The sequence below is a fragment of the bacterium genome, from assembly GCA_019695335.1.
Lineage (GTDB): Bacteria > CLD3 > CLD3 > SB21 > SB21 > JABWBZ01.
Window position 1 is genome coordinate 35,551 of sequence record JAIBAF010000011.1, and the last position, 24,362, is coordinate 59,912.

Annotated in this window: 19 protein-coding genes and 1 pseudogene; 2 read left to right on the forward strand and 18 right to left on the reverse strand. The window is 44.7% G+C overall.

Annotation, left to right across the window (positions count from 1 at the left end; translation table 11 throughout):
* Positions 1-222 precede the first annotated feature (222 nt).
* The 4 genes from K1X84_04385 to K1X84_04400 are packed head-to-tail and all read right to left on the reverse strand — an operon-like array spanning position 223 to position 6,013.
* A complete protein-coding gene (locus K1X84_04385) occupies positions 223-834 on the reverse strand; it encodes a tetratricopeptide repeat protein (protein MBX7150852.1) in 612 nt (203 codons plus the stop codon).
* Positions 835-845: 11 nt separating this feature from the next.
* Positions 846-3,308 (reverse strand): T9SS type A sorting domain-containing protein, encoded by a 2,463-nt coding sequence (locus tag K1X84_04390; protein MBX7150853.1) that lies wholly within the window; start codon positions 3,306-3,308, stop codon positions 846-848.
* Positions 3,305-4,252 carry a hypothetical protein gene (locus K1X84_04395; protein ID MBX7150854.1) on the reverse strand — a complete coding sequence of 316 codons (948 nt, stop codon included), beginning with the start codon at positions 4,250-4,252 and terminating at the stop codon, positions 3,305-3,307. Before K1X84_04395 ends, K1X84_04390 begins: the two co-directional genes overlap by 4 nt.
* Before the next feature lie 12 nt (positions 4,253-4,264).
* Entirely contained in the window at positions 4,265-6,013 is a 1,749-nt protein-coding gene (locus tag K1X84_04400; protein MBX7150855.1) for a T9SS type A sorting domain-containing protein, read from the reverse strand.
* 586 nt (positions 6,014-6,599) lie between these two features.
* Here K1X84_04400 and K1X84_04405 point away from each other — a divergent pair.
* A pseudogene (locus K1X84_04405) lies at positions 6,600-6,689 on the forward strand (c-type cytochrome).
* Positions 6,690-6,824: 135 nt separating this feature from the next.
* On the opposite strand, the gene K1X84_04410 reads toward K1X84_04405, so the two are convergent.
* The 13 genes from K1X84_04410 to K1X84_04470 all read right to left on the reverse strand — a co-directional run bounded on the left by K1X84_04410 (position 6,825) and on the right by K1X84_04470 (position 17,765).
* Positions 6,825-7,265 (reverse strand): hypothetical protein, encoded by a 441-nt coding sequence (locus K1X84_04410; GenBank protein MBX7150856.1) that lies wholly within the window; start codon positions 7,263-7,265, stop codon positions 6,825-6,827.
* Positions 7,266-7,344: 79 nt separating this feature from the next.
* Complete coding sequence (locus tag K1X84_04415; protein ID MBX7150857.1) at positions 7,345-8,580, reverse strand: methyltransferase domain-containing protein; 1,236 nt, start codon at positions 8,578-8,580, stop codon at positions 7,345-7,347.
* 41 nt (positions 8,581-8,621) lie between these two features.
* A complete protein-coding gene (guaA, locus tag K1X84_04420; protein ID MBX7150858.1) occupies positions 8,622-10,175 on the reverse strand; it encodes a glutamine-hydrolyzing GMP synthase in 1,554 nt (517 codons plus the stop codon).
* 66 nt (positions 10,176-10,241) lie between these two features.
* On the reverse strand, positions 10,242-10,664 hold the full coding sequence (locus K1X84_04425; protein ID MBX7150859.1) for an NUDIX hydrolase: 423 nt from the start codon (positions 10,662-10,664) through the stop codon (positions 10,242-10,244).
* Positions 10,664-11,194, reverse strand: a complete 531-nt coding sequence (locus K1X84_04430; protein MBX7150860.1) for an inorganic diphosphatase — start codon at positions 11,192-11,194, stop codon at positions 10,664-10,666. The genes K1X84_04425 and K1X84_04430 overlap by 1 nt, the downstream gene beginning before the upstream one ends.
* Positions 11,195-11,291: 97 nt before the next feature.
* Entirely contained in the window at positions 11,292-11,693 is a 402-nt protein-coding gene (locus tag K1X84_04435) for a YbaN family protein (protein ID MBX7150861.1), read from the reverse strand.
* Between the two features lie 78 nt (positions 11,694-11,771).
* Entirely contained in the window at positions 11,772-13,139 is a 1,368-nt protein-coding gene (locus K1X84_04440) for an FAD-dependent oxidoreductase (GenBank protein ID MBX7150862.1), read from the reverse strand.
* Between the two features lie 5 nt (positions 13,140-13,144).
* Entirely contained in the window at positions 13,145-14,404 is a 1,260-nt protein-coding gene (locus K1X84_04445; GenBank protein ID MBX7150863.1) for an asparagine synthetase B, read from the reverse strand.
* 30 nt (positions 14,405-14,434) lie between these two features.
* Entirely contained in the window at positions 14,435-14,950 is a 516-nt protein-coding gene (locus K1X84_04450) for a PTS sugar transporter subunit IIA (GenBank protein ID MBX7150864.1), read from the reverse strand.
* Between the two features lie 85 nt (positions 14,951-15,035).
* Positions 15,036-15,686, reverse strand: coding sequence for a deoxynucleoside kinase (locus tag K1X84_04455; GenBank protein MBX7150865.1), 651 nt, complete (start codon positions 15,684-15,686; stop codon positions 15,036-15,038).
* Between the two features lie 18 nt (positions 15,687-15,704).
* A complete protein-coding gene (gene folK / locus K1X84_04460; protein ID MBX7150866.1) occupies positions 15,705-16,190 on the reverse strand; it encodes a 2-amino-4-hydroxy-6-hydroxymethyldihydropteridine diphosphokinase in 486 nt (161 codons plus the stop codon).
* Entirely contained in the window at positions 16,190-16,522 is a 333-nt protein-coding gene (gene folB / locus K1X84_04465; protein ID MBX7150867.1) for a dihydroneopterin aldolase, read from the reverse strand. Before folB ends, folK begins: the two co-directional genes overlap by 1 nt.
* 73 nt (positions 16,523-16,595) lie before the next feature.
* Positions 16,596-17,765, reverse strand: a complete 1,170-nt coding sequence (locus K1X84_04470) for an LL-diaminopimelate aminotransferase (protein ID MBX7150868.1) — start codon at positions 17,763-17,765, stop codon at positions 16,596-16,598.
* 254 nt (positions 17,766-18,019) lie between these two features.
* Between K1X84_04470 and K1X84_04475 the strand changes: the two genes are divergently transcribed.
* The gene (locus tag K1X84_04475; GenBank protein MBX7150869.1) at positions 18,020-21,253 is read left to right on the forward strand and encodes a carboxypeptidase regulatory-like domain-containing protein; all 3,234 of its coding nucleotides are present in this window, start codon (positions 18,020-18,022) and stop codon (positions 21,251-21,253) included.
* Between the two features lie 85 nt (positions 21,254-21,338).
* Here K1X84_04475 and K1X84_04480 read toward each other — a convergent pair whose 3' ends face one another.
* Positions 21,339-24,128 carry a DEAD/DEAH box helicase family protein gene (locus K1X84_04480; GenBank protein MBX7150870.1) on the reverse strand — a complete coding sequence of 930 codons (2,790 nt, stop codon included), beginning with the start codon at positions 24,126-24,128 and terminating at the stop codon, positions 21,339-21,341.
* Between the last annotated feature and the right edge of the window lie 234 nt (positions 24,129-24,362).

The window sequence follows — 24,362 nt, forward strand, 5'->3', positions numbered from 1 at the left end:
GCTCCATCTTAGGATACGACAACTACCTGATTGGATAGTATTGATATGAAAAGAAAGGAATCTTTTATCAAAACTACCCTTTCGGCTATTTCTGGATGAATTACAAAAAGATGTTTCGTAATGTAAAAACTTTAAAAAGCGATCCCGGTCATGGCTAATGGGAAATAAAAAAACCCTTTGAAAATCCAATCTCAAAGGGTTCGTAAAGTATTCTCTTGATTCTTAATTCGGTAACTTGAGCTTCCCAAATTGTGTTTTCAGACTCTCGATCTTCTGGGACAACGATGCCAACCCGGCCGGTGTCGCCACATTCGCATTAAATCCTGAATCCAGAATCTTTACTTCCGCCAAACTCTGTGTAAACTCTCCCAGCACAAAATGATTCGACGCTTTCAAAACCCGTAAGTCAGAAACATCCAATCCAAGACCATACGTAAACTCCCAATCCGAATCCAACGCCAAAGCCACGCCGATCTCCGTGTTCGCCGCCGCATAACTCTTCCCCGCACTCAGCACAAACGCCCATCCGGCAAACAAATCAGCCGGTGCATTCGTTTTATCCGCCCCGTCACTGAACGCATTCGACGCGGCCGTGATATTGCTCAACTGAATGTAGCACCACCCTATTGCACTGTAGATTTCAGCCTTGTCAGGATCCGCATCCCGAGCGTCTTCAAACGCTGCCAAGGCTTCCGTGTAATCTCCCGACGCGAACAACGTCTCGCCCTCGGTTATCAGTTTATCGTAATCCCCTTTACCGGAACCGCCACCACACGAAAGCATTCCCAATGCTACCGTCATAGCCATTAATGTAAATATCTTCCTCGATCTCATAATTCTACTCCTTATTTGATCAACATCATTTTTTTCGTTTTGACAAACGCGCCGGCTTCGACGCGGTATAAATACACCCCGCTCGCCACCTGCTGGCCCAGTTCATTCTTCCCATCCCAGCTGATGCGGTAACTGCCGGCCAATTGAAATCCGCTATACAGCGTCTTCACGCGCTGACCCAATAAATTATATACCACTAACTTCAGAGTACCGTCCTGTGGAAGATCAAACGCGATCGTTGTGCTCGGGTTAAATGGATTCGGATAGTTTTGTTTCAATGTAAATTCTTTCGGCACAACATTATTACCGGTAAATGTAGCATCGAGCCCGACCTTAAACTCTCCCAAAGTTTTGACTAAGGCCCGCACTTGATGCTTCTCCGCATACACTTGTGTACGCAAAGGCGTCCACGTATCACCGGTCTTCTGATAAATAAACACCTTCCCTTCATCTGCGAAATTACCTTGGGCATAGGTCATCGTGAGCACCAGTTCCTCGGCGTAGTCGCTCTCCGGACCGAATTTCACAACCGTTTCACTTTCATCCGAGGCTGTCATATAGGTCTCGGTTTTAACCGAATGTTTGCTCATCTGCAAGGTCCCTTGACCGTTGGGGGTGGTGACCGAGGCGATCTGTCCCGGCTTGGCCAGCGTGACGCCATAGGTTCTTGTCTGGATCGAATCTCTTCCACCGCTCGTAGTTGCCTTGATCCGGAAATTATAAGTTCCGCTGACTGAGAACACCGACGCACCACGATATACTTTATTGGTACCGTTCACCTGAGCCATCGCGATCGATGTAGTATCGGTCAAACCGGTCACCCACATCTTGACCGTCGGCACGCCGCTGAGCACTGTGTCGGTCACGACCACCATGTCAAAATATTTCGACAACGCCGGATTCTGCAGAATCGACGTCGCAATATGCGGTGCGTATTGTTCGCCCAACGGAAGCGCAAATGTAGTACTGTTGGCTTCATTCGAATTGGCCGATGTGCCGCTGGCATTCACAGCTTTGACTACATAATAATATGTCGTACTGGCTGTTAAATTCGAATCGGTTAATGTTGTTTCATTCGCTTCAACCGTATCGATATTGGCGTAACCGCTGCCGCTCGTCAATGAACGGGAAATAATAAATCCCGTTTCATTATCAGCATTATCCGTCCAGCTCAGTTGGATCTTTGACGCCGAAATGGTTGTCGTCATTAGATTGGATGGCGCGATAGGCGCATTAAGTGAAAGTGTCCTTTTAAAGATTTTGCCTATAACAGATGACGCAACACCGGACAAATCAAAACCCAACAACAAAGCCCAGCCGTTGCTGCCCGTATTGTCGACAAACGCTCCACCAATATTAACGGAGTCTCCAGCAACCGAACCATAATAAAATGCTTTATGACCTGAAGCAGAAAGAAGGTTGATTTTGTCACGCGAAGTGGAACTGCTTGCCGAAAAATTAATCCCGTTCCCAATGGGGCTGCTTGTAAAACCGTTGATGGCTGTACTATTGGTGTAATTTCCTGTAAATCCCAATTTCAATGTATTCTTAAAAAATGAATGTGCCGAATCCAATTCTACCAGATTTTGTCCGGCAACAATAATATCTATCCCCTCATTACAGAACATCGCCAAACTATCCAGGAACTCCTGAGGCATGGATGAAAGGTGCCTACGAGTCAACCACATTACTGTTTTGAGATTGGTTTTATTAATTGCGCTCAATGAAATAGAACGCCCGCGCTCATCAACGTTCCAATTAAATGACGAAAAACCCGAATCCGATAAAGGGGTTTGGTATGTTGGTGCGTACGTAGCTCCGCCAACACCAAAATTAGGATCAGGATCATTGATAATAAGAACGTCAGCGCGTTTAACATTTATCGTATAATCATTATTAAGCGCAAGCGGTGATACAGAGGTCGTTATATAGGGAACCGTACTTGGAACAACAACAATAGAATCATAAAAATTTAGCGAAGAAAGATTGGTAAAGGCATTGCCCGAAAGCGTATCGACCGGAAATGGAGCGCCGTTACCATATCGGCCATACAATAACGCGATGTAATCCAGATCATCCTGGTAAATGTTACTTACACTCACTCCAATAGACCCCAAAGTTCCGCTTAATGGTAATTGAAAATCGACTACCGTATTTCCTGTAGCAACAATATTCACACTTCCAATGATTTGATTAACACCTGCCGATTGGGCTTTGAGGGAATACGTGCCGGGTGATAGATACATCGTGTATGTGCCATCAACATTATTGACGATACAGCTATCCGAACCTCCGACTACAACGATGGAAGCGTGCTCTACCGGTAATCCACCCGTAACCGTAGTGATGGTACCTGAAACTTTACCGTAACCGGAAGGATCCGTATTAAGTTTATAAAGATGAACATTACCAAATGCGTTAGGATCATCTGCATTCAAAGCATAAACGTCATGATTCGAAGCAGTTTTGATCATCCAAACATTTGGATAGCAAAAGTATTTCCAAGCTGCTGCCAGCTTTTACCTTTATCGGCGCTTCTAAAGATACCAAGATTGAATTCATGCTGTGCGCTTCCTGTTGAACCAAAAACGCCAATGAACAGATCCCCATTATCCGGATCCTGATCCAGCCCCCACATAAATATTCCATATAATCCCATATCGTTCCATGTCACACCGCCATCCGTACTTCGATAAAACGAGAAATTGACATCTTGTTGAATAGCCGCGTATACCATATTCGGTGTGGACTTATCCCAGACAATTTTCGGACACTCCGAAAAATATTCATTACCGGTTTTAACTAATGTCCAGGTTTCGCCATAATCGGTTGAACGGGCAATACGCGTGTCCCCTGATCCGACAACAATGACATTCGGATGAAACGGATCGGCCGCAATCGTACAGACGTTGCCATACGGTACGACCGAACGTACTTGCCACGTACGTCCTGTATCCGCACTGAGCCAAAATTCGCTTGTGTAAAAATCAACAAAATACATCGTATCCGGATGAGCAAAATTATAATCAATCGATTCACCGTCAATCGAACCCTCCGGCTGAACATTATCCCAGTTATACCCGCCATTCGTGCTGCGAAGAATACCCGAATTACCAACCATCACGATGATGGACGTATCCAACGGACTCACGCGTATTGTACGAATACCCGGACCCGGTGTAATGGAACCGCGCTTACCCCACGTCACGCCGCCGTTATAACTTACTTTAAATGCTCCCTCTACGTTATCATGAATATAAACGACATTATTATTAACGGGGCTTATGACAAAGGCATAACCGTTATGGACAGTCGGATATGCTTGCGTCCACGTGAGGTTTGTCTGAGCTCGGGCTGATGCAACAAGCACCAGCGCGGCTACAATAAAGCACCCAAACGTTGTTCGTAAAAAATTCATAACGTTCCTCCTTTATTTGATGAACAAAAGCTTTTTTGTTTGAACAGTCTTACCGGCTATCATCCTGTAAAAATACAGTCCGGACGCGACCGTCTGCCCTTTGGCATTTCTGCCATCCCACGTTACTGCGTATTGACCTGCGTCTTTTCTAGAATTTTCAAGCGTCCGGATCTCCTGTCCCATCGCATTATATATTTTTATCGTTACCGATTGATTATTGTCTGGAACATCGTATTTGATCCGTGTATCACCATTGAATGGGTTCGGATAATTCTGATACAAAGCATAGTTCTCCGGCTCACGTATCGATTCATCAAATTGAATCTGAAACACCGTATCAATCATCACATATTCCCGCATATCCCAACCTTTGACATCCGCCCACGCCTTGAAAACAGCACGGTACACCAACTGGATATGAATATTCGCCTGAGAGTTCTTGCCTACCTTGAACACCATGCTGCTGGTATCTGTCTTTCCTGCCGGAATCCGGCTATCATAAATAATCTCGGTAGCAAACCAATTTGTCGTTGGCGAATCGCCGGTATCCTCATTGCGTGTAAATAACGTAAATCCTTTTCCCGGAAGGCCGGAAAAATTACCTTCCGCAGGACTGCCCACACCGCCGTAAAACGGAATGGTGTCCCCATCGAGTTGTGTCAACATTTGACCGTTATTATCCGCTTTGACTACCAGGAACATATTTCTGAAACTCACTCCGGTCGGTAATTTGTGACCCGCGCCGACGTTGGTCACCAGCGCTTTGAGCGACAATTGATTTTGCGTCAACGTCTTTTCCACGGCCAATCGTGCCGATCGATTCATAAATGCCGGCGTCGTCCCTTTAAAAAACTGGCTGTACACTCTGTTCGTATCACGTACCACCGCATCCGCGGCCGCAATTCCACCGGCGAAAATCGAATCACTGTTGGGGCGCATGTGACAATCTTGGCATTGAATACCTTGGGCCGCAAACGAACTCGCCGCCCATGAGTCGTACGTATCATCGACAATCACTCCGTAGCGGTTTGCATATTGATGGCAACCGGAACAAAACGCACTTTTTTCATAAATCGGGTTATACGTACCGCCCATCCAGTCCGTGGTCACATCGTCAAATTGTCCATAATTAATATCACGTGCATGCGGCATAGGCCGTTTCACAAAAATCGATCCGTTCACTCCGGTAGAATAATTCACGTCCACGCTGTCAATCTTATGGCAGAAATCGCAGAACACACCGGCCGTGTCGATGCTGTTGGAATTCCATACATCGTTTAATTCCGTATTTCCCGGCGTACGCAGCGCAGCCGACGGTGCATGGCAATCGCCGCAATCACCGCCTTCATTCGGAAAATTCAATTTAAACCCGGGATATACTCCCGTATTACCGTTGACGTCCGTGCCGTTGTAGATTTGTTTCAGCATCGAATTCGTGGCCGCCCGCGCATGTTTGGATTCACTCCATTGATTAAATAAACCACCGTGACAATTCCGGCAAAACGTCGGATTTTGAAAAACAAAATCAGCATTATCTTCTTCAGGCAATGGTTCCATTTTGATAGTATCGCTGGTACCGACTACGAACAACCGCCGTTTATTGAACCATCCGCGCTTACCGGCTGCAAGTGTTACAAACGAACCGATGGCTTTATCCGTAAAGAGTGTAAATTCACCTTGAGCATTGGTCAAAACGAAATCATTGCTTCCGGGAAACCGAACACGCGCGTCCGGCACCGGCATCAAGTCTTCTGAACTCACTACGACTCCTGATACAGGCTGACCTGATTGTGTCAGTAACACAAAGGAACAAAAAAGAATTATTGACAATATGGCCTTAAGCATTATTAATAATTATTGACTTTAATTGTAAAAACCCGTGAAACTATAACACTTCTAACACTCAAACAACCTGCATCATAATGTGGTTCACCATTAAGCAGAACTATCCAAACGACACTAAAACAATCCGTTGGCTTTATCTATAAATATTAGCGCAAGGAACAAACAGACAAAAATACTACTATCAAGGCGATTCTAACCATGAAATTACCTAGCTAAATGGAACTGACAAACTATGACGCAATAGAGGGTGCGGTCAATGTAAGGATCGAACATAGTAAGCGCAAGGGAATTTTAAGGCTGTTTTGTTTTGGCTAACCACTGACGAACCCTTGCATCCGATGGATTGAGGGTTAAGGCTTTCGATAGATAGTCTCTAGCTATTAAACGAATCTTACCAAGTCCAAAATAAGCGTCGTAAAGGTCGGATTAATTTGAAAGCACTTGAAAACATGCTTCTTCAGCTTCACTAGGCCTTCGATTTCTCTAAAAACCGGATACGCTAAAAGGAGCTTCCCTCTACAATCGCGCGTGTGCTTGGTGCCATGGCCTGGACGGAGAAGGATTGACGGCAAAGGCGAATCGTTGGATATAAAACCTTCACAAACTCTGACCATCATCGAACAAATCCGGCAGGGCGGTTACCGTATGCCATTCTTTCAAACCGATATCATTTCAGACTAGGAACTGGCCGATATAGCCGCTTTACATTATTGCTTTACGAAGCCGCTCAAAGCAGCCGTGAGATGCTGAAGGTTGTTCCGGTTTGAGGAAAGTAAACAACACCGACAACGTCCATTGTCTGTCCGTTAAATGAAACCGTAGGTTTATCGATATTGGCCGTCACAAAATAAATGCAACGCGTCGACCAATAGCTCTTGCCATCCACCGTCACATCGGCAACATATTCCGCTTGTTCATTCCTCTTGTAGTTGTATACGACACTTTTACCAACCACATCCATGACGGTTTTGTCGTTTTTCTGAAAGAAAATGCGGATAGGAATGGACGATGTGAACGTCACGTCTTTGTAGAAACCTTCAGGAGCTTGGTTACTGCAACTGATGTCAATAGTATTACTGCCAAAAGTCAGCGTGTACCGTTGCTGCTGAGCCGAAATATTCGTGACAGCTAAAAAAGCCAACATAACAATCCCGATTCCACATTTCATAGGCATGGATCCTTTCTTAAAGTTTGTGAACCATCTGTAGTGTACAATTTTTGCTTTATATTTTCAAATTAAAAATAATTCAGGCCTTGGGCTCAAGCAATACCATGGTTTCAACGCTGTCCGTACCGGGAAACATATCAAAAGGTATAATCCGAACAGGCCTGAATCCGCTTCGATTCCAGCGCTCAATTTCCTTCGGAAGATGGTCAATTTCACAAAATAAATGGAGCGCTTTTTTGATGCCACCTTCCGCAAGCCACTCGATCACGCCTTGATCCGTGCCGTTACGCGGCGGATCGAGGATAACAACCGTTTCGTTGCTAACCGGGAATCTTGTAATCGTATCGCGATCGAGGCGAGCGTTGGTAAAACGTACGTTGGAAATCTTCAATCGCGATGCATTGACTTTGGCTGATTCGACCGCGTCTGCCGACGATTCGACTCCATGAACGGCCTTGTAAGCATGCGCCAGCGAAATAGCAAAAACGCCATAGCCGCAATACCAGTCATACAAGTGTTCGTCCGGCTTCGGCTGAAGACATTCCGATGCTTTTTGTACCATCCAATTAATCATTGATGCATTGGTCTGCGAGAAAACCAGAGGTGAATATGAAAGTTTGTTGCCGGTAACCGTTGCAGTAATTTCAGAGCCACCGAAAATTTTTCTCAAACCTTGTGGCGAAATATCGGCTTTATCGGACATGTAATAACGACTGTGTTCATCCAAAAACGAAAAAACGCTCGTGACCGATTGGATTTCCCGTGTAAGGTTTTTGGAGAGTTGATTGAGCCCGGCATTAAGAGACGGTGTATAATGTTTAAGGCTCAACAAAACGGTAAGCTGTTTGTACGTCCCTTTGACAATAACATAATTCATTTCTCGACCCAATGCCCGTCCACTGCGATCGTCAATGAATTGTTGAACGAGATTATAAACACGTGAGTGATCCGACGGTTCAATCGGGCAGTCGATCACGTCCAAAGGCCTGACGCGTCCGGTGCGATCCAATTCTGTAAACCCCAACAAAGGGCCTTCACGCGTTGCAAATACGCGACGCTTGCTGTTCGTACGGTATCGCCTTCCCAACGGCGACGCCGTCAATGATTCCGGTTTGCCCGGAAATCCGTTCTTACTCCAAAATTCTTTAAAGGCTCGGTCCTTCAGCTTTACTTCCGTTTCATAACGCAATGAAATCGCCGGACAAATCGTGCAGCGGTGTTCATGATAAGTCAGGCATTCGTATTTTTTGAAGGAATGGCGGGGCTCATTTGAAGAACGGATGAGGCTACGAAAAATCGTTCCGAAAGATGTCATAAATTGTATTCAAAAAATTAACGATCACAATCGCTAGGTAATTATTCCCATTCAATCGTCGCCGGCGGTTTGGAACTGATATCGTATGTAACGCGATTGATGCCTTTGACTTCATTGATAATGCGGTTTGAAATTTTTCCGAGCAGTTCGTACGGCAAATGCGCCCAATCCGCCGTCATACCATCCTGACTGGTCACCGCGCGAATCGCCACGGCATTCTGATACGTACGCGCATCACCCATTACACCGACCGATTTGACGGGCAATAACACGGTAAAAGCCTGCCAAACCCGGCTGTATTGTCCCGAAGATTTAAGTTCGTCGATAAAAATAGCGTCGGCTTCCCGAAGCACGTCACATCGTTCCTTAGTGACTTCACCCAGCACGCGAACAGCCAAACCGGGACCTGGAAAAGGATGCCTCATTAATAACTCATCCGACAATCCGAGTTCACGTCCTACGGCCCGCACTTCGTCTTTAAACAATTCACGTAAAGGTTCGATAAGCTTTAAATGCATCTTTTCGGGCAATCCACCTACGTTGTGATGCGTCTTGATCGTAGCCGACGGTCCCTTGATCGAAACGCTTTCAATAACGTCCGGATACAAAGTGCCTTGAGCCAGAAAATCGACATGTCCAACGGATGATTTTAATTTTTGAACTTCACCGTCGAAGACGTCGATAAATGTATTACCAATAATTTTTCTTTTTTTCTCCGGATCTTCAATGCCTTTTAACCGCGACAAGAATAATTCAGAAGCGTCGGCTACGATCAGATGATTATTAAAAAATTTCTTAAAAGTTTGTTCGACCTGGTCGCGTTCGTTTTTTCGGAGCAAACCGTTATCGACAAAAATAGCCGAAAATCTATCCGGAATGGCCCGATGCAATAGCATTGCCACTACAGAAGAGTCGACGCCGCCGGATAATGCGCAAATGACATAACCGTCTTTGACTTTTTCACGAATTTCACGAATCGTTTCCTGTACGAAAGAAGCCGTCGTCCAGTTGCCGGAACATTTACAAATGTCGAAGATAAAATTTTTAAGCAGTTCCTTCCCCATCGGAGTATGCGCAACTTCGGGATGGAATTGGACGGCCCAGCATTTTTTTGATATATCACGCATGGCGGCAATCGGTGCGTTTTCCGTATGAGCGATGCTCTCAAATCCCGGAGGAATTTTTTCCAGCCGATCGCCATGACTTTCCCAAACGACCGTTTCAGCCGGAAAATTTTTAAATAAATCTTCCTTGCGATCGACCAGCAAATGTGCCCGACCGAATTCGCGTTGAGCTGCGCGATCGACTTTGCCGCCAAAATAATGTGCGATCAACTGCATGCCGTAACATACGCCCAAAACGGGGATGCCTAATTCAAAAATTTTGCGATCCGGCAACGGCGCGCCTTCTTCATCCACGCTTGAAGGGCTTCCCGATAAAATGATCCCTGCCGGATTAAACGCTCTTACCTTCTCTGGAGTAATGTTGAAAGGATGAATTTCGCAATAAACATTCATCTCGCGGATACGCCGCGCGATTAATTGTGTGTACTGTGAACCAAAATCCAAAATTAAAATGGATTCCGAATGTTGCATAAATACTCCGTTCTAACTATCAAAAATTACTTATTTTTCAACTATTCGTGTTGGGCATGCCGTCGTTCATTTTTTTATTTTATTGTAAAGCGCCCACGCTTTTTCAAAATCAATTAACTTAAAGCCCGGTTCGCCATCCGCCAACGGTGGATTACCTGCCCGTAAATTATCGATAGCGGCCCATTGAAATGCAGAATGTTCATCGGATAATTGTACTCCCGCATGATCGGTTTCTGCAAGATAATCAATGGAAACAAGAACACCTTCGCGAAATGACCCGTACCAGATATCGGCCGGCCCAAGCAGGTTAATATCTAATCCACTTTCTTCTTTGACCTCCCGTAAGATTCCTTCTGCAGGATTTTCATTTATTTCCAGACGTCCGCCAGGCGGACCCCAGACTTTGGGTTCATGATTACGCTTCAAAAGAAGAAATTTTCCGTTATGAATTACATAAGCAATAACGGCTAACTGATGCGTGAGCGGCATTATTGTGCCCGTTTGATTTCCAGATATTTTTCATGCCCAAGCCGAATAGCACTCCGGGCAAATTCCGTCGGTTCCCAGCCGAAACTCTGAACATGCTTTCCTTCGAGATGTTTGTACGTCGTAAAAAAATGTTCGATTTCGACAAGCAAGTGATGCGGCAATTGCTCTACGCGCCGCATATCGCGGTAATGCTCGTCCCCGATGGCCACGCCCAGAATTTTGTCATCGGCGCCTTTGTCGTCGCGCATCCGTAATACGCCAAGGGGCCGCGTCTCTACCAAAATGCCCGTCAACAACGGTTGACTGGCAAGCACCAGGATATCCAACGGATCGCCATCGTCGTAATACGTGCTCGGAATAAAGCCATACGCTGTCGGATAATGAACGGCTGAATACAATACGCGATCCAATTTAAAAACTTCAAGCTTCACATCGTATTCATATTTATTGCGGCTGCCTTCGGGAATTTCAATAATGGCGTTGACTACATTGGGAAAATCGTTGCCAACAGGAATATCTTTCAAATTCATGTTCTGTACTTAGTCTAATGAATCGTTGTAGGCTTATTTTACTTGCGGGCGAATATGCGGAAAAAAGAAGTAAGATACAATTGAAGTTTGAAAAAAATCAGTTCTCTTTTTTGAGCGTTTTGATCATGATGAGATGAATCGAAACGCCGACAGCGATGAGTATCAAAATTACATCGACGTAGATCGGAGCTTTGGTAAAAACAATTGTATAGCCAATACTGGCCCATAACACGGCCATTGAACCGATTTTTACTGATAACGGCGTGCCACGTTTTTCTCTATAGTTTTTGAGATAACTTCCAAAATAGCGATTAGTATGAAGCCATTCATACAGTTGTGGCGAGCTTTTGGCATAACACCCGGCAGCCAGCAACAAAAATATCGTGGTCGGCATCAACGGCAATATCGCACCGATAATACCCAGTGCAACAAACCCATGCCCGGCAAACAGATAGGCTGTTCGATGAAATCCTTTAGATGGTTGTTCTTCGTGTTCCATACTTTACAGGTTGTTTTACATTTTCACGTGAAGATACATAAACTGCAGTCATGTTTTCAAGTACGAATTCGGCCGAGATTACGCTTTTAGTTTTTTCAACGCTTGGTTAGCCGCGACTAAAATCGGATCCCAGACCGGTGCGAACGGCGGCGTGTACATCAGATCCATTTCAGCTATCTGCCTGATCGTCATTTTATTTTGAATGGCAACGGATAAGACGTCGGCACGTAAAGCGGCTCCTTTTTCACCAACCAGATTCGCCCCGATCAGGCGTTTCGTCAGGCCGTCCATGATCAGTTTGACAAAAACGGGTTTGCTGCCGGGATAAGCACGTACATGCGAATAAGCGTTGATCGATTCAGTAACAACTTTGAAGTCTGATGCTTCGGCTTCCGCCGAATTCAATCCGACGCTCGCCACTTCCAGATCGAAAACTTTAACAGCTGTTGTCCTGACAACGCCTTTGAATTCTACGTGCCCGCCTGCCATGTTTTCCCCTGCAATCCATCCCATTTTATTCGCAATATTCCCGAGCGGAAGATAAATCGGTTTATTAGAAATGATATTTTTAATTTCCGTACATGCACCGGCCGCATAAATATGATCCACATTCGTTCGTAAAAACGAATCCGTCAAAATTCCTCCGAACCGCCCGCAACGGATTTTTATACTCTTCGCCAATTCGGTATTTGGTTCGAAACCCAATGCCAATATAATAAGATCGGCATCAACCGATTGATGCTGCAATTTCAAAGATCTTGCGACACCACTATGGATAACAATGTCTTGAACTTCACTCGAACCTATAAATTGAACACCGTGCCTTTTGATTTCATCCAGCACGATCGCCTGAGTTTCCGATTCCAGAGTATTCATAGGATGACTGTCTTTATGAATCACCGTAACATCCAAGCGTCTCTCTGAAAATGCTTCGGCCATTTCCATCCCTATATAGCCCCCGCCGATAATAACTACCCGACGCGGGTTCTTTTCTGCAATATATTTTTTGATCGCGATGCTGTCGCTTAAGTGTTTGACGGTAAAAACATTGGATGCTTTTAACCATTCTTTATTGGGAACTCTGGCTCTGGCTCCAGTGGCAATTAATAACTGATCGTATTCATATTCTTCCATTTTATCGTAGTGCAGGTTATGGACAACAACTCTGTGCCGATGCGGTTTGATATCGACGACCCGATGTTTTGTCTTGACCGTACAGCCTTTTTCTTTCTCAAATTTTTCAGCGCTGAATGTAATAATATCTTCGTGATGTTTGATAACATCGCCGACATAATACGGCATCGAGCAAGTTCCGTACGAAATAAACTCACCCTGTTCGAACATGGTAATGTCCAGATCCGGATTCAACCGTTTGGCTTTGGCAGCTGCCGCAGGTCCTGCCGCGACGCCGCCGATGATCAGTATGCGATGCGAGGCGCGTTTCAAAACGGTTACGTTTTCTGAGGTTTTTTCTTGGCTGCCGGGAAAAGAATATTATTTAAGATGAGCCTGTAGCCCGGAGAGTTTTTATGTAACGATAGATCCGTAGGCGGATCGCCGACCTGATGCGCATAATCTTCAGGATCGTGGCCGCCGTAAAAAGTAAACGTTCCTTTACCGACATTGGCATGAATATATTTTGCAGCCCCGATTGACGCATCTTCTCCCATGACAATCACGTTATCTTTGAGAAGCGTTTTACGGTAACCTGTCGTTTGTCCCATAAAACCCTTTACCACCGATACGTGATTTTGCGTTAGCATCGTCGGAACGGGATCGTATTTAGCTGAAAAATCGAACAATGTAAAGTAATCCTCTTCCGCGCTTTTCAGAACAGCGCCCTGACTCGACGGATGATCGATATCGGAAAATTCGTAATTGTAGGGATTCATATCGGCTTTAAAAGCCGTAAATGCAAAACACTGCGAATAATCAAGTTTACTGTTAGCCATCGGATCGGCCGGATCGCCGTCATACATGACATCGCAAATGTCGGTGTTTTGCGCAGCCAAGGCGATATCAAAACTGTCCGTCGCTCCGCACATGGCAAACAGGAAACCTCCTTTGAGTACATAATCGCGCATCATTTTGACGACGGCTAATTTTTCTTTAGAAACTTTGGCGTAACCCATTTGGCGTGCAAACGCTTCGTAGTCTTTTTGCTGTTGGATATACCAGGAAGTACGGCCATAATTGGCATAAAATTTCCCGTATTGCCCGGTAAAATCTTCGTGATGCAAATGCAGCCAATCGTAATCGGACAATTTTCCTTGTAACACTTCAAGGTCAAATATTTTATCGTATTTGATTTCAGCATACTCCAACGCCATTGTCACGGCATCGTCCCACGGTTTTTTATCAGGGGGAGTGTAGACGGCCACACGCGGCGCTTTCTCCAGGAGAATAGTTTCCATATTATTGTCTTCGATCGTCTGATAAATTTCGACTACATCCGACGAACTCAGCATTTCGCATGTCACACCTCTGACCAAACATTCATTACGGATTGATTCGGAAGCGTTCATCATAAATGCTCCGCCTCGATAATTCAATAGCCATTCCACATTCATCTCCGATTCCAGCGCGTGAAAGGCAATGCCGTAAGCTTTTAAATGGTCGGCTTGTTTTAGATCCATCGGAATGAGAAGTTTCTGGCTAAAGCCCGTATGGAGGCTGGAGCAGAAGAAAAATGCATACGCGGCACAACGAATGATTCTTTTGAGTGACCCTTCGATCACAGTTCAACCTTTCTTATCAAAGATAGAGAAAACTTCTTCAGTTGTTTTGGCCGCAAAGATAATTTCGCGATTTCGTTCATTACGCATAAATTTAGCCACAGCCGCTAATGCTTTTACGTGAGGTCCGGAAACGCTTTTTGGAGAAACTAGCATGAAAAATAACTTGGCCGGGGCTCCGTCTGCCGCATCAAAAGAAATTCCAGTCCGATGGATCCCGAATGCCCCCACAAGTCGTTCTACTCCGATAGTTTTGCCGTGCGGTACGGCTATACCGTTACCAAGCCCCGTACTTAATTTTCTTTCGCGCTCGATTACAGCTTCGCGCACCTGTGACCGGTCAAGCAATAAACCGGCAGCATCCATCACTCCGATCAATTCATCAATGACCGCTTGCTTACTTTGGCCCACTAAATCAACGATAATCGTTTCGGGACGAAGAAAATTCGATAGTTTTGTTTTTTCCAATGGATAATTTCCAGATAAACTTTCAGGGAGTATTATATTTTCAGATTCGAACATGACATTTTCCTGTTGAAGGTATATAAACCGGTCTTCAAATTCAATTGTTTACTAGCCGGTCATATACGTGCGGACGCCCTTAAAGTTACTCACTCACCGGAGGATTATAATAAGCGATACCGCTGTCATGTTTTAAAACTTTTTGCAGAAGATCCTGGGTCAATCGATGATCGGAAGAATGAAATTGATTGCCGTTGACGATCAGCACCGGCGACCATGCAAAATGCAGAAAAAACTGATTAAATTCATCGTTGAGACTTTGAATATAACCGGCATCGATGGCATGTTTTCCGCGCAAACCATAATTCGTTGCCAGCTTATCCATAACGGTTTCGGGATTGCTCTGTAAATAAATAACCATGTCAGGAATGGGCAATTCTTTTTCCATAGAATCGAGCAACGCCTCATAAACTTGCAAGTCGCCTGAATCTAATTTCAGATTTGCATAAATGCGGTCGGTATAAAATAAATAATCCGTAACGACGCGTTCATAGAAAATTTCTGTTTGTCTCAACTGACGCTGCTGTTTATATCGATCAATAAGGCGTAGAATATGTTTTTTAAAAAGAAAATCTTTTGGATCCGAGCTTTGAAAATCGATCATCGGCGTGACGGCATTTTCCTCAAGCATCGGTTCGGCATGCATGACCGAAGATAAAGCTTTGGCCAAGGCCGTATTATCGCGTTTGACAATACCATCAACGGCAATAAATTTTATGTCGTCTCGTTGCGTCACGTTTGTAAAATGCTTCCCTTAAAATATTTTTTTTACAGCATGCTTATCCGGTGACCGGCGTAACAATTCACTAACAGTTGTTTTTAAAACGGGACATTGAAAATCCGGCGCTATATCCGCTAACGGCACCAACACAAAATTACGTTCAGCAAATCGCGGATGCGGGATAATCAGAGTGTCCGAGTTGACGATCAGATCGTCAAAAAAAATAATATCGATATCAATTGTACGCGGTCCCCAGACGGCTCGGCGTTCACGGCCAAGCTGTTTTTCAACCGATAAAAGCCTTTGGTGCAACGCTTCAGGTTTTTCTTCCGCTTCGATCAACGCAGCGCAATTGAGAAAATCATCCTGAGATTCGTCGCCCACAGGCGCTGTCTCATAGAAGGGTGAAACAATTGTGACGCCGCCAATCATCGTAAGCGCGCGATTCAAAAAATCTTTCCGGTCACCAATATTTGAGCCTAAACTAAGGTATACAGAATGTACGGATGAAGCTTTCATCACCGGCGCCGGGTGATTTCGACTTCGACGTGATCGAGCGAACCTTTAATCGGCACGCTTGGCTTGCGCACGCGCACGGTGACTTCTTCGACCGTAAAGGAAGTTAAAATTTTCTTGGCAATTTTTTCGGCAACAGCCTCGATCAGGTAATATTTTTTTTCCGTTACCACTTCGATGATTTTATTATAAACTTTTTCATAATCGATTGACAATTCAAGTTTATCCTCTTCAGCGGCGTGTGAGAAATCCAATCCCATTTCGACGTCGATTTCAAACCGTTGCCCCAGCCGGCGTTCCTCTTCGATCGCGCCATGGTGTGCATATACAATCATATGTGTGAGTTTGATTTTATCGAATGGTTTCAAAAAAATCTCCTCATAACAGCTATCACTTTTAAAGGGTCATTCATATTTCAGTTTTACAAAATTCGCTGATTCGCTGTACGGCTTCAGCAAGCCGGGCTTCGTTTGTCGTCAAGGCAATTCGGAAATAGCTCGCACAAGCTGTTCCCAGTCCTGCGCCCGGCGTCACAACGACGCCTTTTTCGTTGACCAGCTTGATCGCAAAATCCATCGAATTCATTCCATCCGGCAACTCCGCCCAGACATAAATTGTTCCCGACGGAATTTCAGCACGGATCGGGGTTTTATTTAATCCGTCGATCACAACATCCCGCCGTTTTTTATACAAATGGATCATCGGAGCGGATAATTCTTCTACGTGATCGAGTGCAAATGCCGCGGCTTCCTGGATTCCCAAAAATAATCCCGTATCGATATTGGTTTTGATTCGATTAAGTCCTGCAATGAGCGAGGCTTCGCCGGCGGCAAATCCGGCGCGCCAGCCCGTCATGTTAAATGTTTTGGAAAGGGAATGAAATTCAATTCCTATTTCCGATGATCCTTCGACCTGAAGAAAACTCGGTGGCGCCTTTTCAAAAAACAATTCCTGATACGCCGCATCATGCGCACCGATAATGTTATTGGCTTTGCAGAATCGGCCGATTTTATTGAAGTAGTCGATATCCGCCGGAGCTGTCGTTGGATTATTGGGATAATTAAAAAAAAGTAACCGCGCTTTCTTACGAACATGATCCGGAATGGTGTCAATATCCATTAAAAATTTATTCTTCTTCAACAACGGCAGGCGGTACAATTCCGCATCAGCAAGCGCGGTTCCGGTAACATACGCCGGATAACCGGGATCAGGTGATAAAACGACGTCGCCAGGATTAACAAAAGCAATCGGAAAATGAGCCAGTCCTTCTTTCGTACCGATGAGCGGAATGATATTTTTGACAGGATCAAGTTGAACATTATACCGGCGCTTTAAAAAACTTACTATAGCCTCACGGTAGCGCATGGAACCGGCTTGATACGGATACCGGTGATTGGCAGGATTCTTCAGCGCTTCCGCCAGGGCGTTAATGATAGGTTGCGGCGTGGGAATATCGGGATCGCCGACGCCCAGATCTATCACGTCCTGACCACGGGCAATCGCTTCGCGCTTCAACCGGTCGACTTCGGCAAATAAATGCGGCGGAATTTTTTCAAAACGTCTGGCTAATTGAAACATCGAATCTACTCCAAAAAAAGACCGCGTAATATATTAATATACTCTGTGCAATTCAAGGCGAGATATGAAAAGTTCTTAATGAAATTATAAGCCTCCATGGGCAACAGGGTGTCTTAAAATACTTCTTGACCAATAGATAATAATTTTTTAATATGGCCGCAACATTCCTGCATTATATTAATAACCTAGACACTTTCCCGTTTTTATAAATTAAATCCCTCTTTAAAACTAACCTAAAACCATGGAGAACCAACATGATGAGTAGCTTCTACCTGTCAGGTTTGTTCCGCAAGTGGGCGGCTAAGTTGAGCATCATAACCATGCTGGTTATCGCGGCGGCTTCTGTTCATGCCCAAGGCGTCACGACGGCGTCTTTTAGCGGAATGATCAAAGATAATAACGGACAGCCGGTGTATGGCGCCAATGTTATCGCAAAACACGAACCTTCTGGGACGGTATTCGGAGCGGCCTCCCGCGCCGACGGACGGTATAATATCCCCGCTGTCCGCGTCGGCGGCCCTTATACGATCCGTGTTGAATTTATCGGCTATAAAGCTGAACCGGTTGAAAACATTACGGTAGCACTCGGCCAAGACCGCCGTATCGATTTTACAATGGTCGAAGAAGCCGTAGCATTAGAAGAAGTAGCAATCGTTGCGGAACGCAGTTCTATCATCAATGAGAGCCGCACCGGCGCTTCTAAGACGGTGTCCAATACTGAAATTATGAGTCTACCGACGATCAGTCGCAGTTTTGATGATTTTACACGTTTAACCCCTCAATTCCAAGGCAACCAAGCTGCCGGTCGTAACAACCGTTACAATACTATCTTGATTGACGGTGCCGTCAACAACGACGTGTTCGGCTTAGCGGCAAGCGGAACTCCAGGCGGTCAGGCTGGTACTGTCCCAATCAGCTTGGACGCTATTCAGGAATTCCAGATCGAAATTGCACCTTATGATATCCGTAAATCAGGCTTTACTGGAGGAAGTATTAATGCCATTACCCGCGGCGGAACCAATACTTTTCACGGTACATTCTACGCGACTACTCGCAATGAAGGATTAGTCGGAAAAGCAGAAGGCCAAAGCAAAATTGCCGATTTCAGTGAGAAATGGTATGGTTTCAGTGTCGGCGGACCGATCCAACGAGACAAAATATTCTTTTTTGTCAATGCCGAATTTACAGACAGAAATGCACCGTCGGCTTTCGGTATAACTGGCTCCGGCAATTCGAATGATTTCGGCTCGTTAACCGGTATCACGGTTGCTGATGCTGAAAATTTCCGTAATGTATTAATGAATCAGTATGGTTATGATCCGGGTTCGTTTGGAGTTAAGACTTTGAATCGCACAAGCACCAGACTTTTTGGCCGTATTGATTACAATATCTCAAAAAATCATCGTCTAACCCTGCGTCACAATTATGTGGATGCTGGTGACGATAACCTTGGACGCTCAACAGGAACAGGCTCCAGCAACGGCTTCCAATTCAGTAAAGCCGGATACGAATTTGCTGATGTGACGAATTCATCTGTGTTGCAACTGAATAGTACTTTAAGCAACACCATGTACAATGAATTCAGATTCACTTATCAAACCATTCGTGATAAACGGAAAACTTCTGATCCATTTCCTTTTGTACGCGTACAATACGGATCGAATTTGTTAGTTGCCGGAACGGAGAATTTCTCACAAGCCAATTCTCTGGATTATGATATAATCGAATTGACGGATGACTTTTCCTACTATATGGGAGATCATACGTTTACCGTCGGGACGCACAATGAAATCTATAAATTCGATAACGTTTTTATCCGTGATTTCTATGGTAACTACACGTTTGCCAATATCGACTCACTCGTACGCGGAACTCCTTCTTCGTACGCTTTGAGTTATTCGCTGGATCCGGCCGATCCGAAGCCTTCCGCCAAGTTCGGTTACCAACAATTGGGCTTCTACGTACAGGATGTATACAAAGTCATGGAACACATGAATGTTACAGCCGGTGTACGTTTTGACGTTCCGATTTTCCCGGACAAGCCAGCGGCTAATGATACTGTTGCTAATACTTCATTTCTTGACGGAATCACAGAAAGAACCGAAAAAGTTCCTACTGGCAATATCCTCATTTCTCCTCGTTTAGGTGCAAATTGGGATGTTCACGGTGATGGCAAAACACAGATTCGAGGCGGTATCGGAATTTTCTCAGGCCGTACACCTTTTGTGTGGATTTCCAACCAATATGGAAATACCGGAGTTGAATTTGGACGCACCACCACAAACCCAGGTGTTGGCAGCTTTACTACGGATATCGATAATCAGCCAGGCAAAGTTTTTACAGCTCCTCCTAGCGAAATCGATCTTACTGCAAAAGACTTTAAATTGCCTCAAGTCTGGAGATTGAGCTTAGGTGTTGATCATGAATTGCCTTACGGCATTATCGGAACTATTGATTTTATCGCATCGAAGAATATCAATCAAATTCGTTATCAAGATATCAACCTCAGACCTGCAGCCAACACTCGTCAACTTAGCTTGAGCGGTGATCCTAACGGCCTCCGGCCCGTATACTCTACTGCAACTGCAGGCAAATACAAATCGCAGTATACCAATGTGATTTACTTATCAAATACGGATAACGGCTACGAATATAATTTAACTTTTGCTTTGCAAAAGAATTTTGCGCCAGGTCTTTTTGGTAAATTCGATAAAGGTTATTATGCCAATGTCGCTTATACATACGGACGTTCCGTCGATGAAAATAGCGGTACTTCAAGCCAGGCCATTTCGAACTGGAGATTTAATCCGATCCAAGGAGATCCAAATCACGTAGGTTCGGCTACCTCCAATTATGAAACACGCCACCGGATCGTCGGATCGTATTCACATTCATTCGAATTTGTTTCAAAATATACTACGACCTTCTCATTTGTATATGTTGGCCGTTCCGGAAGACCTTATTCCGAAACATACAGCGGTGACGTCAACGGCGACGGACAAACATCCAATGACTTAGTATATGTTCCAAAAGATCAAAGTGATATTAACATTGTACCCGTCAACAACGATCCGCGTACAGCAACAGAAGTCTGGAACGATCTGAATGACTATATCAACGGCGACGATGCCATGAAAGATGCTCGCGGCAAAATCATCAAAAGAAATGCTAGCACCGAACCGTGGGTAAACCGCGTTGATTTCCATTTTGCTCAAGTTGTTCCTCTCGACATTGCAAAAGGAAAATTTGAATTCACCATGGATCTGTTGAACCTATTCAACTTCATCGACAAGAGCATGGGTGTTGAAAAATTTGTCAATAACCAAGACAATACTAACATCATTTACCGCGGTGTAATAAGTGGTCAACCTGCGTTTACCTTCGGTAATGTAAGTGGAGCCGGTGTAGTTACGCTTCCGAAACGTTTCCAAACCAACGACTTGAATTCACGCTGGCAGATTCAATTCGGCATGCGTTACACATTCTAAGAATTCTAATTCTTACTGAAATTCAAAAACCCCGATGTTGAATCAACATCGGGGTTTTTTTTATTACTGTTTGCAAAAAGCGGATTTATTTCTTTTCAAAAAACTCATCCAGGGCGGCTGTCAATTCTTTTTCATTCGGCATCATATAGGTACTCGTTGGAAGAGAGCCTGTGAAGGTCGTTCCGTAGCCTTTGGTTGAAACACGATTGTCCATAATTAATACAACACCGCGATCAGTTTTACTACGAATCAGGCGACCAAAGCCTTGGCGAAATTTGATCACTGCTTCCGGAACAGAATAATCGAAAAAGGGTTTACCGCCATTTCGTTCGATGCGCTCCATCTTCGCCGCTACCAAAGGGTCGCTCGGCACTTCAAACGGCAATTTCGTAATAACCAGCAATTCCAGCGCATCGCCGGGAACGTCCACCCCTTCCCAGAAACTGTCTGTTCCCAACAAAACCGACGTCCGATCTTTGCGAAAGCGTTCAGCAAGCGCCGTTCTCGAGCCGTCACGGCCTTGCATCAGTAACGTAATATTGTCATTAGCCAGGCTTTCTTTCAATTGTTTGTAGCTGTCACGCATCATCGCATACGACGTAAAAAGAATCAGCGCACCGCGCCGGTACCGCCTGATTATTCTGGACAACACTTCATTACAATGTAAGCTAAATGAAGCATGTGTCGGATCCGGCATAAACGCCAATGCCAGAGAAAGACATTGCTCTTCAAAGTTAAATGGCGATCCGACCGAAAATTCACACAACTTAGTATCCGGGAATGATTCGAGGCCTACCCGGCTTTTGTAATAATTAAAACTTCCTGATACGGACAACGTCGCCGAAGAAAACACACAGGTGTGAAGCTTATTGAACAATACCGTCTGCAGAATATCCCCGATATTCAGCGGAACGCCGTAAAAACGTAAATCATACGATTTTTCTCGCATAGGCAATTCGCACCAATAGACGAAATTTTTTTGTTCGGCCTTCGCCAATTGCTCAAACGTTGTCATCAGCGTGGCCACTTCCTGTAATCTTAACATCAATAGCTGGCGCATTTCATCCGCTTCTTCAAATACATCCGATTGCCAATCCTTCATTGTATCCACAAGTATTGCAAGTTGGTTTGACACTTCTGCAGCGGCTTCAATAAATTCGGTACGTTCATTACATTCCTTTTTCAACAGACTGGATTCAAGGGTGTACCGGTGCTTTGTAAAATACATTTCTTTGCCGGGTTGTTTGTTGGTCCATTCGTACGCATCAAGCGTCATCCGCTGAAGATACGTCTGTGTTTTGGCCCACCAGCGTCCGCATGTATCCGAAGCCGCTGTCAGTAAATTCATAAATTGTCGGGACTCGCCAGCCGATAATTTGGATTGCTTGAGCTTTTGACGAATTCGAATAAACAAACCGGTTTCAAATTGATCGCGCTCATACAAAGTGGACAACATATTTTTTACAGCCCACATTGAAAATTCAAGCCCCAGATAGGATTGTGCCGTGCGCTCAAGATGATGCGCTTCATCAATGATCAGGTTCGGATAATCGCCGAGAATGGAGTTTTCAGTCACCAGATCCGAGAACAGCAATGAATGATTCACGACGGTAACGTGCGCTTTCCTGGACTCTTCGCGGATTTTTTTGACAAAACACTCCTCACTGCTGTTACATTTTTGTGCCTGGCAATACACGCTTTCCGACGCTAGTTTGTGCCACAAAGCCAGATTCTCTTCAAAGGAAAATCCGGTACATTCACTGATATCACCGGTCTGCGTTTGTTGTGACCAGAAAACGAGTGGCACAACTTTCTCACGTTCGGACGGCGTCAGAAACGAGCCAGGATCGTTGAGAATTTCTTTCCACTTTTTCATACAGAGATAATTGCTCCGGCCTTTCAATAAAACCGCGCGGAAATTAACCGGCAAAATTTGATTAAGAAGCGGGATATCTTTATAGAAAAGCTGGTCCTGCAAATTTTTGGTGTGTGTGCTGACGACGGCCGATTCACCGAATAGCTTGTTTTTTGCCGTCCACAGTGCCGCCGGAACCAGATACGCCAGCGACTTGCCTGTTCCTGTTCCCGCTTCAGCTAAAATAAAATTCGACTGATTGAATGCCTCATTGATTTCCAAAGCCAATCGGATCTGTTCCTCACGTTCTTCATAGGCGTCAAAATGAGCGTTCAGGTAACCGCCGCCGGCAAAAATTTTTTCGACCATTTGCCGGCCTACAGGTTCGACTGTATCCGAAGACACTGGATTCGCCGATTCGCCGACCACATTCGACGGCGCAGGCGGCGGCGTTACACGCGGATAATGAAACGTGACTTCCGGAGCGTCCTTGGCAAATGCCGCCGCATCCGCAAAAAGTTTCTTCAACTCCTCCCGTGGTGTTGCTTCCAGCAAGCGTCCAAGCGTTGTGACTGTTTTGAGAGGCATTCGTACCAGGTGCTCTAATATCCTTAGGAAAATAACTGGTAACGCTGCGTCGATCGAACCTTCGCCTTGAAGATAAAACCGGTGAAGTGAAGGAAGCGAAACGTCGCCAAGCAAAGGAAAAAACATTCCCGTTAATTCGCTTACATCCCATATTTCCTGTTGCATCAAAAGCGCCTGATCGGCCGATCCCTCCCCCAACACAAAAAATGTGTTTTCCTTTTGGCACATCACCCAAGGACAATCGCTATAATTCTGCATTATTTCTTTGGCTAATTTATCCCGGTTCGACGGCGATATTTTTCCCGATAAAACTTCTGATATTTCATATAATTTGCATGATACAACGCTTATCCGAAAGTCATCAGGCTCCTGTTGCCAAACACTAATGGCATAAAACCTGTCAAATCCCGTAAGATTAAAAAAATTTTCCATGAGAGTTTTTTATTTTAGAAAGCTCTACAGAGCCCTTTAAATACGGATTTATTGATATGAATCATTTTGAGGCAAAACTACAATAGCTGACTCGTTTTTTACACAACTGAATTTAAAAACTTGCAGTCACATATTTATTCAAATTTAAAAAAACCAATGAATTAAAAAAATGTAATTTTCTCGGAAACATGGGCACGGAAATTGATTCATTTAGTAATCGTTACTTTAGATAAC